Origin of the sequence: Paraburkholderia fungorum (assembly GCF_902833645.1) — a bacterium.
Lineage (GTDB): Bacteria > Pseudomonadota > Gammaproteobacteria > Burkholderiales > Burkholderiaceae > Paraburkholderia > Paraburkholderia fungorum.
In genome coordinates, this window is sequence record NZ_CADFGE010000002.1 from 560796 (window position 1) to 577879 (window position 17084).

The 17084-nt window shown below is 61.6% G+C and carries 14 protein-coding genes; 12 read left to right on the forward strand and 2 right to left on the reverse strand.

Going from position 1 to position 17084, the window contains the following annotated elements:
- Positions 1-14 precede the first annotated feature (14 nt).
- From HWX91_RS09220 to HWX91_RS09250, 7 genes are all read left to right on the forward strand, one after another.
- The gene (locus HWX91_RS09220) at positions 15-1136 is read left to right on the forward strand and encodes a polyamine ABC transporter substrate-binding protein (RefSeq protein WP_028194835.1); all 1122 of its coding nucleotides are present in this window, start codon (positions 15-17) and stop codon (positions 1134-1136) included.
- 197 nt (positions 1137-1333) lie between these two features.
- Entirely contained in the window at positions 1334-2497 is a 1164-nt protein-coding gene (locus HWX91_RS09225) for an ABC transporter ATP-binding protein (protein ID WP_028194836.1), read from the forward strand.
- A complete protein-coding gene (locus HWX91_RS09230) occupies positions 2494-3465 on the forward strand; it encodes an ABC transporter permease subunit (protein ID WP_028194837.1) in 972 nt (323 codons plus the stop codon). The genes HWX91_RS09225 and HWX91_RS09230 overlap by 4 nt, the downstream gene beginning before the upstream one ends.
- Positions 3462-4373 (forward strand): ABC transporter permease subunit, encoded by a 912-nt coding sequence (locus HWX91_RS09235; RefSeq protein WP_028194838.1) that lies wholly within the window; start codon positions 3462-3464, stop codon positions 4371-4373. The genes HWX91_RS09230 and HWX91_RS09235 overlap by 4 nt, the downstream gene beginning before the upstream one ends.
- Before the next feature lie 37 nt (positions 4374-4410).
- Complete coding sequence (locus tag HWX91_RS09240) at positions 4411-5982, forward strand: DUF3138 family protein (RefSeq protein WP_028194839.1); 1572 nt, start codon at positions 4411-4413, stop codon at positions 5980-5982.
- A 73-nt stretch (positions 5983-6055) separates the two neighbouring features.
- On the forward strand, positions 6056-7348 hold the full coding sequence (locus HWX91_RS09245; protein WP_028194840.1) for an NAD(P)/FAD-dependent oxidoreductase: 1293 nt from the start codon (positions 6056-6058) through the stop codon (positions 7346-7348).
- Positions 7348-8670: an NAD(P)/FAD-dependent oxidoreductase gene (locus tag HWX91_RS09250; protein WP_042274075.1), complete on the forward strand. Its 1323-nt coding sequence runs from the start codon at positions 7348-7350 to the stop codon at positions 8668-8670. The genes HWX91_RS09245 and HWX91_RS09250 overlap by 1 nt, the downstream gene beginning before the upstream one ends.
- 86 nt (positions 8671-8756) lie before the next feature.
- On the opposite strand, the gene HWX91_RS09255 is transcribed toward HWX91_RS09250, so the two are convergent.
- Positions 8757-9920 (reverse strand): M20 aminoacylase family protein, encoded by a 1164-nt coding sequence (locus tag HWX91_RS09255; protein WP_042274078.1) that lies wholly within the window; start codon positions 9918-9920, stop codon positions 8757-8759.
- Between the two features lie 135 nt (positions 9921-10055).
- Between HWX91_RS09255 and HWX91_RS09260 the strand changes: the two genes are divergently transcribed.
- The 4 genes from HWX91_RS09260 to HWX91_RS09275 all read left to right on the forward strand — a co-directional run bounded on the left by HWX91_RS09260 (position 10056) and on the right by HWX91_RS09275 (position 13981).
- Positions 10056-10964 carry a LysR family transcriptional regulator gene (locus HWX91_RS09260; protein ID WP_081832951.1) on the forward strand — a complete coding sequence of 303 codons (909 nt, stop codon included), beginning with the start codon at positions 10056-10058 and terminating at the stop codon, positions 10962-10964.
- A gap of 338 nt (positions 10965-11302) precedes the next feature.
- The gene (locus HWX91_RS09265) at positions 11303-12010 is read left to right on the forward strand and encodes a DUF969 domain-containing protein (protein ID WP_028194843.1); all 708 of its coding nucleotides are present in this window, start codon (positions 11303-11305) and stop codon (positions 12008-12010) included.
- Positions 12007-12960 carry a DUF979 domain-containing protein gene (locus tag HWX91_RS09270; protein ID WP_028194844.1) on the forward strand — a complete coding sequence of 318 codons (954 nt, stop codon included), beginning with the start codon at positions 12007-12009 and terminating at the stop codon, positions 12958-12960. The genes HWX91_RS09265 and HWX91_RS09270 overlap by 4 nt, the downstream gene beginning before the upstream one ends.
- 10 nt (positions 12961-12970) lie before the next feature.
- Positions 12971-13981: a DUF2891 domain-containing protein gene (locus HWX91_RS09275; RefSeq protein ID WP_028194845.1), complete on the forward strand. Its 1011-nt coding sequence runs from the start codon at positions 12971-12973 to the stop codon at positions 13979-13981.
- A gap of 86 nt (positions 13982-14067) precedes the next feature.
- Here HWX91_RS09275 and HWX91_RS09280 read toward each other — a convergent pair whose 3' ends face one another.
- Positions 14068-14493 carry a PRC-barrel domain-containing protein gene (locus tag HWX91_RS09280; RefSeq protein WP_028194846.1) on the reverse strand — a complete coding sequence of 142 codons (426 nt, stop codon included), beginning with the start codon at positions 14491-14493 and terminating at the stop codon, positions 14068-14070.
- 218 nt (positions 14494-14711) lie between these two features.
- Between HWX91_RS09280 and HWX91_RS09285 the strand changes: the two genes are divergently transcribed.
- Positions 14712-17078: a DNA polymerase II gene (locus HWX91_RS09285; protein WP_028194847.1), complete on the forward strand. Its 2367-nt coding sequence runs from the start codon at positions 14712-14714 to the stop codon at positions 17076-17078.
- Positions 17079-17084: the final 6 nt, after the last annotated feature.

Sequence of the window (17084 nt, forward strand, 5' to 3'; positions counted from 1 at the left end):
CAAGGGAAAAAACCATGAGCGTTTGTCATCTTCGTCATGCGGTCGCGGGGGCCGCGTTTCTCGCCTTCACGGGTTTTGCGGCGTTGTCGGTCACGCCGGCCCTTGCGGCCGACACGGAACTGAATGTCTACAACTGGTCGGATTACATCGCGAAGGACACGATTCCGAACTTCGAGAAACAGGACGGCATCCATGTCAAATACGATAACTACGATAGCGACGATACGTTGCAGGCGAAGCTGCTCGCGGGCAGCTCCGGCTACGATATCGTAGTCCCGACGTCGAACTACATGGCCAAGCAGATTCAGGCCGGCGTCTATCAGAAGCTCGACAAGTCGAAGCTGCCGAACCTTGCGAACCTTGACCCCGTTTTGATGAAGATGATTGGCGACGCCGATCCGGGCAACCAGTACGGTGTGCCTTGGGCCTACGGCACGGATGGTATCGGCTACAACGTGCAAGCCGTGCAGAAGGCACTCGGTGCGAACGCGCCGGTCGATAGCTGGGCACTCGTGTTCGACCCAGCGAATCTGTCGAAGCTGAAAGGCTGCGGCGTGTCGTTCCTCGATCAGGCGGTTGACGTATTCGCGGCCACGTTGCAGTACATGCACAAGGATCCGAACAGCACGAATCCCGCCGATTACCAGGCCGCGTACGAAGTGCTGAAAAAAGTCCGCCCGTACATCACCCAGTTCAATTCTTCCGGCTACATCAACGACCTCGCCAATAACGACGTGTGCGTGGCGGTGGCATGGTCCGGCGACGTCGGCATCGCCAGCCGCCGTACCGCGGAAGCCAAGCGTTCGTATCAGGTGAAGTTCTCGAATGTGAAGGAAGGCGGTTTGCTGTGGTTCGACGTGATGGTGATTCCCAAAGACGCACCGCATCCGGAAGCCGCGTTGAAGTGGATCAATTACATCGAAGACCCGAAGGTCAACGCAGCGATCACCAATGAAGTGTTCTATCCGACTGCGAACAAGGCGGCACGTCAATTCGTTACGCCAGCGGTTGCGCAAGATACGACTGTTTATCCGGGCGACGAAGTCCTGAGCAAAATGACGCTCATGAAGCCGATGCCCACCGACATTCTGCGCCTCGAAAACCGTCTTTGGGCGCAGCTTAAAACCGGCCATTAATTAAAGCCAAACCAATCACTTTGATCCCGCGCTCAGGGATCGCTCGAACCCTGAGCGCATGAATGGCAGTAACGGTAGTCAGCCTGCGCCGTCCACGCGCAGTCCCATGTTTTCCGATCGCAGCGCATCTTGCGAGTCGCTTTCCGCGCCTCGTATGGAGACACTTGCGCTCGCGATCCGCAAGGAATGGTTACATCATGAACTCGACGACATCCCATAGCGTAGCCGGCGCCACCCAGATGGCCCGCCCCGCCCCGACGACAAAATCGAAATCGGACGAATTCGTTCGCATCGAAAATGTCGTGAAGAAATTCGGCGACAGCACGGCTGTCGACAACGTCAACCTGAGTATTGCCAAGAACGAACTGTTTGCCCTGCTCGGCAGCTCCGGCTGCGGCAAGTCCACACTCCTGCGCATGCTCGCGGGGCTCGAGACGGTGACGTCCGGGCGCATTTTCGTCGACGGCGAAGATCTTGCCGCGATGCCGCCGTACAAGCGGCCGGTCAACATGATGTTCCAGTCGTATGCGCTGTTCCCGCACATGACGGTCGAAGCGAACATTGCCTTCGGCCTCAAGCAGGAGGGCACGCCGAAGAACGAGATCAAGGAGCGTGTTGCCGACGCGCTCAATCTCGTGCAGATGGGTAAATACGCGCAACGCAAGCCGCATCAGCTCTCCGGTGGACAGCAGCAGCGCGTGGCGCTGGCGCGCTCGCTCGTCAAGCGCCCCAAGCTGCTGCTGCTCGACGAGCCGATGTCGGCGCTCGACAAGCAGATCCGCCAGAAGACCCAGCTGGAACTGGTGAACATCATCGACAAGGTCGACGTGACCTGCGTGATGGTCACGCACGATCAGGAAGAAGCCATGACGATGGCCGGTCGTCTCGCGGTGATGAGCGAAGGCCGCATCGTGCAGATCGGCTCGCCCAGCCAGGTGTACGAGTTTCCGAACAGCCGCTTCTCGGCGGAGTTCATCGGCTCGACCAACCTGTTCGAAGGCACGGTGGTGGCGGACGAGCCGGACCATATTTTCGTCGAGAGCGAAGACCTCGAAACACGCATCTACGTGAGCCACGGCATTACCGGGCCGCTCGGCATGCCGGTGGGTATTTCGGTGCGCCCGGAGCGCGTGAAGGTGTCGCGCGAAAAACCGGCTACGCCGCACAACTGGACGCGCGGCGTGGTTTCCGACGTGGCGTACATGGGCAGCTATTCGCTGTACCACGTGCGCCTGCCGAGCGGCAAGACGGTCGTGTCGAATCTCTCCAGCTCGCACCTGATGAGCGAGGGTGCCCCTTCCTATAACGACGACGTGTTCGTCTACTGGTCGCCGGCTAGCGGCGTGGTGCTGACGCAATGAGCAATCCCACTACCTCCCCCGCGGCGCTCGGCGCGCCGTCCAGCGGCCGTCTCACCGGCTGGCTGAAGAAACGCCTTCCGTTGCTGGTGCCGTCGGGCCGCACGACGGTGATCGGCGTGCCGTTCCTGTGGCTCACGGTGTTCTTCGCGTTGCCGTTCGTGCTGGTGCTGAAGATCAGTTTCGCCGATCTGCGCCTGGGCATTCCGCCGTACACGGATCTCGTGACGGTCAAGGACGGCATGGTGCATTTCGCGATGCAGCTCGGCCACTACGCGTTCCTGCTGCAAGACGATCTGTACGTCGCGACGTATATCAGTTCGCTGAAGATGGCGGCGATCTCGACCTTCTTCTGCCTGCTGATCGGCTATCCGATTGCGTACTATATCGCCCGCTCGGAACCCACGAAGCGCAACCTGCTGATGATGGGCGTGATGCTGCCGTTCTGGACGTCGTTCCTGATCCGCGTCTACGCCTGGATCGGCATCCTGAAGGACGACGGCCTGCTCAATCACACGCTGATGGCCATCGGCATGATTCATTCGCCGTTGCGCCTCTACCACACGGATATTGGCGTGTATATCGGCATGGTCTATTCGTACCTGCCGTTCATGGTGATGCCGCTGTATGCGCACCTGGTGAAGATGGATCTGACGCTGCTCGAAGCGGCCTATGACCTCGGGTGCAAACCGTGGACCGCGTTCACGCGCATCACCTTGCCGCTGTCGAAGAACGGCATCATCGCCGGCAGTCTGCTGGTGTTCATTCCGGCAGTCGGCGAGTACGTGATTCCCGAGCTGCTCGGCGGCGCCGACACGCTGATGATCGGCCGCGTGATGTGGGATGAATTCTTCAACGATATGGACTGGCCGATGGCATCCGCCGTCACCGTCGCCATGGTTCTACTGCTGCTCGTGCCAATGGCCGTGTTCCAGTACTACCAGGTCAAGGAACTGGAGGGCGCGAAATGATCAAGCCAAATAAAACGCTTTCCAATAGCGTGCTGACGTTCGGATTTCTGTTCCTGTATATCCCGATCATCAGCCTGGTGGTGTATTCGTTCAACGAATCGAAGCTCGTCACGGTCTGGTCCGGCTTCTCGCTCAAATGGTATGGCGCACTGCTGCAGGACGGCGAACTGCTCAATGCAGCGTGGCTGTCGCTGAAAATCGGTCTGCTGACCGCGTGTGCATCGGTGGTGATCGGTACGTGGGCGGGTTTCGTGCTGGCCCGCTTCGGACGCTTTCGCGGCTTCACGCTGTTCGCCGGCATGATCAACGCGCCGCTCGTGATTCCTGAAGTGATTCAGGGCATCTCGCTGCTGCTGCTGTTCGTCGCGCTCGAACAGATGCTCGGCTGGCCGAAGGGGCGTGGTCTCTTCACGATCTGGATCGGCCACGTGATGCTGTGCGTTTCGTATGTGGCGATCATCGTGCAATCGCGGGTGAAGGAACTCAACAGGTCGCTCGAAGAAGCCGCGCTCGATCTCGGCGCCACGCCCTTCAAGGTGTTCTTCCTGATCACGCTGCCGCTGATCTCGCAGGCGCTGATGTCCGGCTGGCTGCTGTCGTTCACGCTGTCTTTCGACGATCTCGTGCTCTCCGCGTTCCTGTCCGGTCCGGGCTCCACCACGTTGCCGCTCGTCGTGTTCTCGCGTGTGCGTCTTGGCCTGAATCCGGAAATGAACGCGCTTGCGACGATCTTCATCACCACGGTGACGGTCGGCGTGATCGCCGTGAACCGCTGGATGCAGGTGCGTGAGCGCAGGCGCAACCGCGACATGCAGATGGCGTTCGCACTCGCCGATGCCGCCGACCCGTTACCGTCAGCACCACAACAAGCCACCGTACGGAAGTCACTCGATACGGCACGCGCATAAGAAGTCCTTTGCAATACGACCAATAAGGAGAATTTGCATGAGAAAGAAGCTCATCTGTCTGTTGGTGGCGGGGAGTTTGCCTGGCTTTGCCATGGCAGACGCCACCAGCGACCAGATCAAGGCGCTCCAGGCCCAACTCAACGCACTGCAAAAGGAGGTGAAGCAGTTGCGTTCCGAGGTAGCGTCCAGGCCGAAGGCAGCCGCAGCCAGCACCGCGGCGCCGGCTCCGGCTGTGGTGGCGGCACCGGTCGACATCTCCTCGCCGGATTACGGCAAGGCCCAGGCGACGCTGACCAACGATCAGGTCGATGCGATGAAGCAGCAGATCGCCAATCAGCAGCTGAAGGTCGACTCGCTGGTGGACGCGGCGAACACGGGCCCGATCGCGGGTTTGTCGGTGACGGGTTACATCGATCCGACGTACCTGTATAACCGCGCGCAGAGCAGCTCGTCGTTCCTGTTCGCGAACCACGAAAGCAGCTACAACTACTTCAACAGCACGTTCGGCGATCTGTACCTGGACATCAAGAAGACCTTCGGTGTCGGCCCGATGGCGCCGTCGGCCGAGATCACCCTGATGCCGAACCGCGGCAACGGTATTACGCTGCTGCAGAACGAGCACGGAGATATTGGCAACAACATCCTGAACACGGCGGTCGTCAATGTACCTCTGACGGCGACCACGACGCTCGTGGCCGGTTTGATTCCGAGCTTCGGCGGCTATGAAGTACAGCAGTCGAACCAGATGCTCACGCTCACGCACAACCTGCTGTATGACTTCTCCGACCCGGGCAGCTACATCGGGATCGGCGCGAACTATACGACGGGTAACTGGGCGTGGAAGTTCTTCCTCGGCAACGAGCAGTACCGCACGTATGGCGCGACCACCCAGATCGGCACCAACGCGCTGGGCGACCCGATCACGACCAGCAACAAGATCCCGACCTTCACCGCGCGTACCGACTACACGTGGTCGAGCGCACTGGATATTGGCGGGTCGTTCAATATCGGACGTCAGACGCTGCCCAGCGCGATCGATGCGAACACCGGTGCGGTCTCCTACGGCGTAGGCGGCCAGTCGCCCAGCGCGGGCGGCACATTCTTCTTCGGTGAAGCGGACCTGACCTATACCCTCGCCGACGTGCAGTACAACGCCGAAGTCGATTACGGTCAGCAGCAGAATGCCGCGTTCAACGGCGGTCAGGCGCAGTGGTACGGCCTGTCGCTGCTCGCGCACCGCAAGTTCAATCTGCCGGTGGTGGGTCGCATGGGTGCGACGGTGCGCTACGACCTGCTTGTCGACAGCAAGAACGGTGGCGGCGGCGGTGGTATTGCGCTGAACTCGAACGGCATGGACACGGCTGACGGCTTCGGCATTGGCGCGGACTGTCTGGCCAATTCGAAGGCGAACGGCGGTCTGGGCTTCGAGTGCAAGGGGGCCACCCGTCAGGACGTTTCGCTCGATCTGCTGTTCTACCCGACCCAGCAGATCACGGTCAAGGTGGAATACCGCCACGACTGGGCGAACAAACAGGTGTTCCTGAAGAACGACGGTTCGTACGGCAAGTCCAACGACCTGCTCGCGACGCAGTTCATCTACTCGTTCTAATACGACCCGCCTCACCGCGTGGCCCGGCCTTATGGCGGGTCACGCGCCAAGGCCTCTTCCGCATGCTCTGCCTATGCTCCGATTCTCAAACCAGCCTCACGTCGCCTCGTATTACGCAGCAACCGCCAACGACAGCACGCGCCACCCTCCGCTCGAAGAAACGCTCAACGTCGACGTCTGTGTGATCGGCGCGGGCCTCACCGGCATCTCGACTGCGTTGAACCTTGCCGAACGCGGCCACTCGGTCGCGGTGCTCGAAGCATCGAAAGTCGGTTGGGCCGCGAGCGGCCGCAACGGCGGCCAGTTGATCGGCGGCTTCGCCTGCGATATCGATACATTCGCGAAGTTCATGCCCGCGGATGACGTGAAGCGTGTTTGGGACATGGGGCTTGAAACCCTGGATATCGTCAAGGAGCGCGTCGCGAAGCATCAGATCGATTGCGATCTGACCATCGGCTATCTGACGGCGGCGAACAAGCCGCGCGATACGGACGCGTTGCAAAAATGGCGCGACGAAGCGCAACGGCGCTTCGGTTACGAGCGCTTCAGCTATGTCGACGCCGATGGCGTCGGCGAGTATGTTCAATCGCAACGCTATCTTGGCGGCCTGTTCGACGCGGACAGCGGCCATCTGCACCCGCTGAACTACACGCTCGGCCTGGCGCGTGCGGCACGCGAGGCCGGCGTGCGGATTTTCGAAGACAGTTGCGTCACCGCGTTGCGCGGGGAAAACGGCCGGCATGTGGCCGAAACAGCGCGCGGCCAGGTGAATGCGCAATTCGTTGTGCTTGCCTGCAATACCTATCTCGGCCAACTCGCACCGGACATCGCCAGCAAGATCATGCCGGTCGGCACCTACGTGATCGCCACCGAACCGCTCGACCCCGATCGCGCCGAAGCATTGATGCCGGCGAAAGCAGCCGTGTGCGACAGCCGCTTCGTACTGGACTATTTCCGCCCGGCGCCCGATAACCGCTTGCTGTGGGGCGGTAAAGTCAGCTACTCGACGTTCGCGCCTCGCAACCTCGGCGAGGCGATGCGCCGCGATATGCTGAAGACCTTCCCGCAACTCGACGATGTCAAAATCGACTACGCGTGGGGCGGCTTCGTCGACATTACGATGAATCGCGCGCCGCATTTCGGGCGCCTGTCGCCGACGGTATATTTCGCTCAAGGCTTCTCCGGTCACGGGGTGAACACCACCGGCCTCGCCGGCAAGCTGATCGCCGAGGCGATCGACGGCCAGGCATCGCGCTTCGATCTGTTCGGCAAGATTCGTCACCGCGACTTCCCCGGCGGCGCTACACTTCGCACCCCTGCCCTCGTGCTCGCGATGGCCTGGTATCGAATGAAGGATCTGCTCTGATGAACGCTCCGACTCCCGGCTTCAACACCCTCGACCACCGCGCCGATGCGCTGATCGCCAACTCGTACTACGAGGCGAGCGCGACCCGTCCGCTTACCGACGATCCGACGCTCGACGGCACTGTGGAGGCCGACGTCTGCGTGATCGGCGCCGGCTTCGCCGGTTTGTCGGTGGCGCTCGAGTGCCGGGCGCGCGGCCTGTCGGTGATCGTGCTCGATGCGCACCGCCCCGGCTGGGGAGCGTCCGGCCGCAACGGCGGACAGACCCTGGTGGGTTTCGCGAAAGACGAGATCATCGAGCGTCAGCTCGGTCTCGACGGTGCGCGCGCCGCGTGGGCGATGTCGGTGGAAGGCGTCGCTTTGGTGCGCGAGCGCATTGAACGTTACGGCATCGATTGCGATTTCACCGCCGGTTATCTGACGGTCGCGACCAAGCCCAAACGCGTGCCGGATTTGCGTTCGTGGATGGAGTCGGCCGCGCAACGCTGGGGTTACACGAAACTCTCGTGGCTCGATACCGATGAGGTGCGTTCACGGGTCGCGTCGCGACGTTATCTGGCGGGGGTCTACGATCCGTTCTCCGGCCACCTGCATCCCCTCAAATACTGCCTCGGTCTTGCCGATGCAGCGCGTCGTGAAGGCGCGCAATTGTTCGCGCATTCGCCGGTGATCGAAGTTGTGCGCGGCGCGCGACCCGTTGTGCGGACGGCCGGCGGTGAAGTGCGCTGCCGCTTCGTCGCCGCGTGCGGCAACGCCACGCTCGGCGGCGTGCTGCCCGCGCCGGTGGCCGCGCGTATCGCGCCGATCGCGTCGTATATCGTCGCCACGGAGCCGCTCGGTAAAGAACGCGCGGATGCCCTGATCAAAGGGCGCGAAGCGATTTGCGACAACAACTTCTTCCTCGATTACTTCCGTCTGTCGGCGGATCATCGGGTGCTGTTCGGTGGACGCGCGAGTTCGACCGGTGCGTCGCCCGCACAACTCGGCGAAGAGATTCGCCAGCGCATGATCGGCGTGTTTCCGCAGCTCGACGATGTGCGAATCGACTATGCGTGGGGTGGTTTTGTCGACGTGACACGCAATCGGGCACCCGATTTCGGCTCGATCGATCCGAATTACTTCTACGTGCAGGGGTTTTCCGGTCACGGCGTGGCGCTGACCGGGATCGCCGGGCGCGTCGTTGCGAAGGCCATGGCCGGTGAGACAGCGGCCTTCGATCTGTTCGCTCAATTGCGGCATGCGCGCTTTCCGGGTGGGCCGGCGTTGCGCGGACCGGCGCTGGAACTTGGGATGATGTATCACCGGATTCTGGAGTTGTTCTAGGCGATATCCGGATGCGTCATCGCTGCTGCGCCCGCAGTATTCGCGCCAACGCGCTGCAACTGATGCGGCTGATGCGAAAGGATGGGCTAGGCGTCGAGACGCGCGAGGGCCAGCGTCACGAAGAAGCGTACGCCGAGCGGCAGCACGTCGTCGTTGAAATCGAACTCGGGGTGATGGCAATAGACCCCGCCCTGTCCAAGTAGCACATAGGCGCCGGGGCGACGCAATAGAAACTCGGAGAAGTCCTCCGAGCCGTTGAGCGGCGGAAAATCGTGCAGCACGTTCTCCGCGCCGAACACTTGCTCCGCCGCCGCTGCCGCTGCTTCGGCCTGCACACGATGATTGATCGTCGCAGGCGAGCTGCCATAGAACGTCACCGCGATCTCGCATTCGGTCGCGAGTGCGACGCCCGCGCAGATCGACTCGATGCGCGCCTTCATCCGTTCGCGCACGCTTTCGTCGAACGTGCGCACGGTGCCCGTCATCTGCGCATGCGAAGGAATCACGTTCGACGTGGTGCCCGCATGAATGCTGCCGATGCTGAGTACGGCAGCCGAAGCAGGATCGATCGCGCGGCTCACCACAGTCTGCAGCGCGCAAATGAGTTGCGCGGCAGCCGCGATCGGGTCCCGGGTCTTTTCAGGCGACGAGCCATGACCGCCAACGCCGGTCACGTCGATCCGCATCTCGTCGCACGACGCCAGCATGGCGCCGTCGCGTACGCCGAACGTACCCGGCGCAAAATGCGGCGCATTATGCATGCCGTAGATCTCGTCGTACGGAAACCGGCTTTCGAGCCCGTCGGCCAGCATGGCCAGCGCACCACCGCCGGTTTCCTCGGCGGGTTGGAAAATCAGCACGAGCGTCCCGGCGAAATCGCGATGACGGCTGAAATGGCGTGCCGTGCCGAGCAGCATCGCGGTGTGGCCGTCGTGGCCGCAACCGTGAAATACCCCTTGCCGCAACGAGCGGTGCAACGGACGGCCCTCTTCTTCCATCGGCAGCGCATCCATGTCCGCGCGCAATGCGATGGTGCGCCCCATGCCGGGCGCCGTACGCGTGCCACGAATCACACCAACCACGCCCGTTTTGCCGATACTCGTGTGTGTTTCGATATCCCAGGCGCGCAGTTTCGCGGCAACGAGCTCGCTTGTGCGTGTCTCGTCGAAAGCCGTCTCCGGATTGGCGTGAATGTCTCGCCGCAATGCCACCAGTTCGTCGATGTCCGCATCGATTAGTTTCAGTCCCACTTTCGCTCCTTGTCTTGAGTGCTGCCGGCCGCGCGCCTCGTGGCCAGCGGCGCAGTGGCTATACTAGCCAGCCCCGCGACTGGTCAATTTCCAGTTTTTTATGTACATAGCCAACGCTTATGGGCCGCGGACACCATGAAAACCACTCAATTACGCACCCTCGTGGCGATTGCCGAGCACGGCACGCTGATGGCCGCCGCCGATGCGCTGTGCCTGTCGCAGCCGGCCGTCACCAAGAGCATCAATGAACTGGAGGCGCGCCTCGGCGTGCAACTGTTATTGCGCAGTGGCTCGGGAATTCGTTTGACACCGTATGGCGAAGCGCTGCTCCGGCGTGCGCGAACTGTCGTGACCGAGATCGCACGGGCCGAGCAGGAGTTGGAGGAGATGAAGTCGTCGGCCGGGCGAACACTCGAGATCGGCGTGTCGCTGCTCGCGGCGTCGATCGTCGTGCCTGAAGCAATTCACGCTTTCCGCAAGCGATTTCCCGATGTGCAGCTCGACGTGCACGAGTACCAGACCACGCGTCTCATCGACGGCCTGCGCGACGGCTCATTCGACATGTGCATCGGTTTTACCGGCGAAGGGGACCCCAGCAACGAGTTCCGCGTGACACCGCTCGGCACGGTGTCGCAATCGCTGGCGGTCAAGTCGGGCGATCCGCTGGCGGGCGCAACACAGCTTGCCGGTTTGCGGGAAGCGCACTGGCTCTACAACTACACGCGCAAAAGCGTGCCCGCATTCTGGGCCGCGCTAACCGCGCGCGCGGGTGATACAGGCGGGACGCTGGCGCCGCCTTCGAGGATCACGGTTTGCACCGCGCGGCGGCTCTATGCCGAACTCGCCAGCGAAGCGGGCGTGGTGAGCGTCTGGCCGGATTTCCAGTTGAACGAGGAAATCGAGTGCGGCACGCTGGAGCGCGTCGCGCTCGATTTCGCACTGCCGCCCCTCGCGCTCAGCCTGATTCATCGCAAGGATGGCGTGCTGGGCGATGCGGCGGAATATTTCATCGACTGTCTGAAGAACAACGCGCTGCCAGCCTGAACGCGCGGCGCGGCGCGAAACCGGACTCCGCTGCGCAGTGCCGCGCTGCCCCTGCTGACGCAAGGCAGGCTGCCGGCTTGAGCCACGCCTCCCGCACCACACGTCCCGTTCCCACCCTGCAAACTCACCGGCCTATCAACCTGCCACCTGGCGTTTACCCGAAAACGGCATTTTGTCGACTATTTATCGATAAATTATCGTGTTAGATTTCCTCGCCTACGCGTCATTGCAACCTGGCGCAACCCGTCGCATCGCGGGCGCAACCAGTCTGCGCGAGGCATCTGAAACAACACGCACAGCGGCAAAACAACGGCATAGCAGCGACACAGGAGAACAGCATGTGGGTCTTGATTGGCGTGCCGATCGTCGTACTCGGCTTCGCATTGCGCTTCAATGCGCTACTGGTGGTGACGATCGCGGGAGTCGCCACCGGCATCGCCGGGGGCTTGCAACCGGTGGAAATCGTCAGCGCGTTCGGCAAGGCATTCGCCGATAACCGCTACATGGGCCTGATCTGGCTCACGCTGCCCGTGATCGCGCTGCTCGAACGCAACGGCCTGAAGGAACAGGCCAAACACCTGATTTCGCGCCTGCACGCCGCCACCACGGGCCGCGTGCTGATGCTCTATTTCGTGATTCGCCAGATCACGGCCGCGCTTGGGCTCACTTCGCTCGGTGGCCATGCGCAGATGGTGCGTCCGCTGATCGCGCCAATGGCCGAGGCGGCCGCCGCGAACCGCTATGGCGAACTGCCCGACGCGGTGCGTCAGCAGATTCGCGCGAATGCGTCGGCGGTCGACAACATTGCCGTGTTCTTCGGCGAAGATATTTTCATTGCGATCCAGTCGATCCTGCTGATCAAAGGTTTTCTCGAGCAGAACGGCATCGTCGTCGAGCCCCTGCACGTGTCCGTATGGGCGATTCCCACGGCGGTGGCGGCACTCGTGATTCACGTCGTGCGCCTGCTGCTGCTCGATCGCAATCTCTCGCATAAGATGAATGCGCTGGGCGCGGCGGCAGGACAGCAACGAGGTATTGCACGATGACGATCAAGCTCGAATCCCTCTACGTGCTGGCCGGTTTGATGTTTGCCGCGTTCGCGCTCTTCAATCTGCAAGACCGCTCGAATCCACGCCGTATCGTCAACTTTCTGTTCTGGGGCATCTACGCGATCACCTTTATGTTCGGCGGGGAACTGCCGCATTTCGTGACCGGCTGTCTCGCGATTGCACTCGCCCTGATCGCCGGGTCCGGCAAGCTCGGCAAAGGCAAAACCGACGGCAATAGCGAAGCGGCCGCCACGCGCCGCGAAGCCAACGCACGGCGCTTCGGCAATAAGCTTTTCATCCCGGCGCTGCTGATTCCGGTCATTACCCTGCTCGGCACCTTGACGCTGAAATATGTACCGTTCGTCGAGCCGAAGAACGTCACGCTGATTTCACTGGTGCTAGGCACGCTGGTCGCCTTCGGCGCCGCGCTGTTCATGTTGCGCGACTCGCCGGTGCATGCGTTGAAAGACGCGCGGCACACCATGGATACCGTGGGTTGGGCCGCGATTCTGCCGCAGATGCTGGCCGCCCTCGGCGCGCTGTTTGCGATTGCCGGTGTGGGCCACGTCGTGTCGGATCTCGTGAAAACGTGGATTCCGGTCGACTCCGCTTTCGCGGTGGTCGCGGCTTATACATTCGGCATGGCGATCTTCACGATGATCATGGGTAACGCGTTTGCCGCGTTTCCGGTGATGACAGCCGGCATCGGCCTGCCATTGATCGTGCATCAGTTCCACGGCAACCCGGCCATTCTCGGTGCGATCGGCATGTTGTGCGGCTTCTGCGGCACTTTGATGACCCCAATGGCCGCCAACTTCAATATCGTGCCGGCTGCGCTGCTTGAACTGAAAGACCAGAATGGCGTGATCAAGGCGCAGTGGCCAACTGCTTTACTATTGCTGATCGTCAATACCATACTGTTGTACCTGTTCGTATTCCGCTTTTGAGGAGGCGCCGATGACTGTTCAACTCACGCCCGAATTCGCGTCTAAATTCGCCAATCTCGCACTCGCCCATCTCACGCGCGAGTATCCGAACAAGCTGACCCATTCGCTTGCCGGTCCGCAAGACGTGCAGGGCCCGCGCGCACTGCATCCGATTTTTTACGGCAGCTACGATTGGCATTCGTGCGTGCATGGTTACTGGCTCATCCTGCATCTGCTCGACCGCTTCCCCGATCTGCCTGAAGCAGCGCGCATTGTCGCGGTGGTCGACGAGCATTTCACCCCGGCGAATGTGGCCGGCGAACTGGCGTATCTCGATCTGGCGCATAACCGCGGTTTCGAGCGCCCGTATGGATGGGCCTGGCTGCTTGCACTAAGCGCGCAACTGCACACGCTGAAGCTGTCGGAAGCGGCGCGCTGGTCCAAGGTTTTTGCACCCTTGACCGAAGCCTTTGTCGAGCGCTTCGAGGAATTTCTGCCGAAAGCGACCTACCCGTTGCGCGTCGGCACGCACTTCAACATGGCATTCGCACTTGCGCTCACGCTCGATTTCGCGCGGCAAACCTCGCGTGAATCGCTCGAAGCGCTGCTGGTCAACACGGCGGAACGCTGGTTCCTGAACGATGTCGCGTGCCAGGCCTGGGAGCCGGCCGGCGACGAGTTCCTGTCGCCTTCGCTAATGGAAGCGGAACTGATGCGGCGGGTGTTGCCGCCCGCGCAATTCAGCGAATGGTTCAGGCGCTTTCTGCCGGATCTCGGTGCGAAGAAGCCGGCCACGCTGTTTGAACCTGTCACCGTGACCGATCGCACCGACGGCAAGATTGCCCACCTGGATGGCCTGAACCTGAGCCGCGCGTGGTGCCAGCGTTCGCTGGCGCGCGCGTTGCCGGCCGGCGACGTGCGCCGCACCGTATTGTTCGATTCGGCCGAGCGTCATCTTCAGAGCGCCCTGCCGCACGTGGCCGGCGACTACATGGGCGAACATTGGCTGGGCACGTTCGCCACGCTCGCGCTGGAAGCATAAGCGTGCTTTAGCAGAACCGTCGTTAAGCGGGCCGGATTTGAAGCGCGCTTAACGACCCCGGCCGGCGAACTCGCCGGCTCGACACATTACTGGCCAGTCAGCTTTTTAGGCTTCGGCGGCGACTGAACCTTGTTGTACTGAAACGCGGGCGTCGCCTTCAACGCATCTTTCGTCGCGCCTGCCAGATAGAAATTCCCCGAACGAATATCCAGTGCGGCGATAGGCACGGCTACGTCATGCGACGCCACGCCCAGGAATCCGCCCGCGGAGACAATGGCGGCGGACAGCGAGCCATCGGGGGCGACCACCAGATCGCGGATCGTACCGATCTTTTCGTTCTGATCGTTATACACGCCCTTGCCGAGAATGCTCTTCTTCACACTCCAGCCGCTCAGCAGCGCATTCGATTGCTCGACCGTGACGCTTAAGGGCTGCGTGCCGGCCACTTGGGCCTGCGCGCCAAAACTGGTTGCAGCTACCGCGACCACAATAACAAGCTTGCTCAACTTCATATCGTTCACTCCGTTTCTGATGGGCTTGACCGGCGCATGATCCACGCCGAAGGAATCGCTGCAAAACGATCATACAGACTAGCCGGCGCGTCTGCATCCAGCGCGTTCATCTGAACCGACCCATCACTCATCGTTGCCACCGAAAGAGTGGCGGCACGGCTCAAAGCGCATAACGGTAAAATCGAGCCAGGCGATGACGCCCGTTTAGAGGTGGCAGTTTGACTGAGCTTGAACAGGGTTTCATTCTGACCCGACATTGGCGGGATACTCCCGCCGGCACGGAAGTGGATTTCTGGCTGGCAACAGACGGCGGGCCCCGTCACATCCGTTTGCGCCCTCAGCCTTCAGTGGCGTTCATTCCGGCCGCGCACCGGGAACGCGCGGAAACAATCCTGCGCCGTGAGGCGCCGCTCGATCTGCGTCCGCTCGATCTATGCGATTTCCAGCATCGGCCGGTCATGGGACTCTACTGTCCGCAATACCGGCAATTGACAGGCCTCGAGAAGCGCTTGAAACAAGGCGGCGTCGACGTCTACGAGGCGGATATTTTCCCGCCCGAGCGCTACATGATGGAGCGCTTCATCACCGCGCCGGTATGGTTCGGCGGCGACGCGCAGCATGGCGGCCCGCTCATGAACGGCGAATTGAAACCGGCTACGGACTACCGTCCGTCGTTGAAGCTGGTGTCGCTCGATATCGAAACCAGCGCGCACGCCGAACTCTATTCCATCGCGCTCGAAGGATGCGGACAGCGTCAGGTCTATATGCTGGGACCGCCGAACGGTGACGCCGGTGGTATCGACTTCGACCTCGAATACTGCGAAAGCCGCGCACAGCTGCTGGAAAAACTGAATACGTGGCTGGAACGGCACGACCCCGATGCGATCATCGGCTGGAACCTCGTGCAGTTCGACTTGCGTGTGTTGCAGCAGCACGCCGAACAGTATCGCGTGCCGCTGCGACTCGGCCGCGGTGGCGCCGTGATGGAATGGCGCGAGCACGGCCACAAACAGAATCATTTCTTCGCGGGCGCCGCGGGACGATTGATCATCGACGGTATCGAAGCCTTGCGCTCCGCGACGTGGAGTTTCCCTTCGTTCAGCCTCGAATATGTGGCGCGTGCCGTATTGGGCGAAGGCAAGGCGATCGACAATCCTTATCAACGCATGGACGAAATCCAGCGCCGTTTCGACGAGGACAAGCCGGCCCTGGCGCGCTATAACCTGAAGGATTGCGAACTGGTCACGCGCATCTTTGCGAAAACCGAACTGCTGTCGTTCCTGCTGGAGCGCGCAACCGTGACCGGCCTGCCCGCGGACCGCAGCGGCGGATCGGTCGCGGCGTTCACGCATCTATATATGCCGCGCATGCATCGTCAGGGTTACGTCGCGCCGAATCTTGGCGACGTAGCCGGTGCCGCGAGCCCCGGCGGCTTCGTGATGGATTCGCGGCCCGGCCTCTACGATTCCGTGCTGGTGCTCGACTACAAGAGCCTCTACCCGTCGATCATCCGGACGTTTCTGATCGACCCGCTAGGGCTCGTGGAAGGCATGCTGAATCCCGCCGACGATCAATCGGTGCCGGGTTTTCTCGGCGCACGCTTCTCGCGCACGCGCCATTGCCTGCCTTCGATCGTCGGCCAGGTGTGGCAGGCACGCGAAGCCGCCAAACGCGCGCACAACGGGCCGCTTTCGCAGGCGTTGAAAATCATCATGAACGCTTTCTACGGCGTGCTCGGTTCCACCGGATGCCGTTTCTTCGACCCGCGCCTCGCGTCGTCGATCACGATGCGCGGCCACGAAATCATGCACGCCACGCGCGAGCTGATCGAGGCGCAAGGCTACGAAGTCATTTACGGCGACACCGATTCGACTTTCGTCTGGCTGAAGCACGCGCACAGCGAAGAAGATGCGAGCCGGATCGGCCGCGCGCTGGTCGAGCATATCAATGCGCAATGGCGGCAGGATCTGCAGGCACGCTTCGGACTCGAGAGCGCGCTGGAGCTGCAATTCGAGCGGCACTACAAGCGCTTTTTCATGCCGACGATTCGCGGCGCCGAGGAAGGCAGCAAGAAACGCTATGCCGGGCTGACTGTTTTGCCGGACGGCAGCGAAAACATCGTCTACAAAGGGCTCGAAACGGTGCGCACCGACTGGACGCCGCTTGCCCAGCAGTTCCAGCAGGAACTCTACGGGCGAATCTTCAGGCAACAGCCGTATCGGGACTATGTACGCGACTATGTGCGCGATACGCTGGCGGGAAAACTGGACGATCAGCTCGTGTACCGCAAGCGCTTGCGCCGCTCGCTCGGCGAGTACGAACGCAACGTGCCGCCGCATGTGCGCGCGGCACGCGTGGCCGACGAGTTCAACCGGCAACAGGGACGTCCATTGCAATACCAGAACGGCGGCTGGATCAGCTATGTGATGACAACCGCCGGACCGGAACCGCTCGAGACCTTGCGCTCGGCGATCGACTACGAACACTATCTGACGCGGCAGTTGCAACCGGTTGCGGATGCGATCCTGCCGCTGTTGCGCGACGATTTCACGACGTTGATGTCGGGGCAGGAACAGTTGTTCTGACTCGTT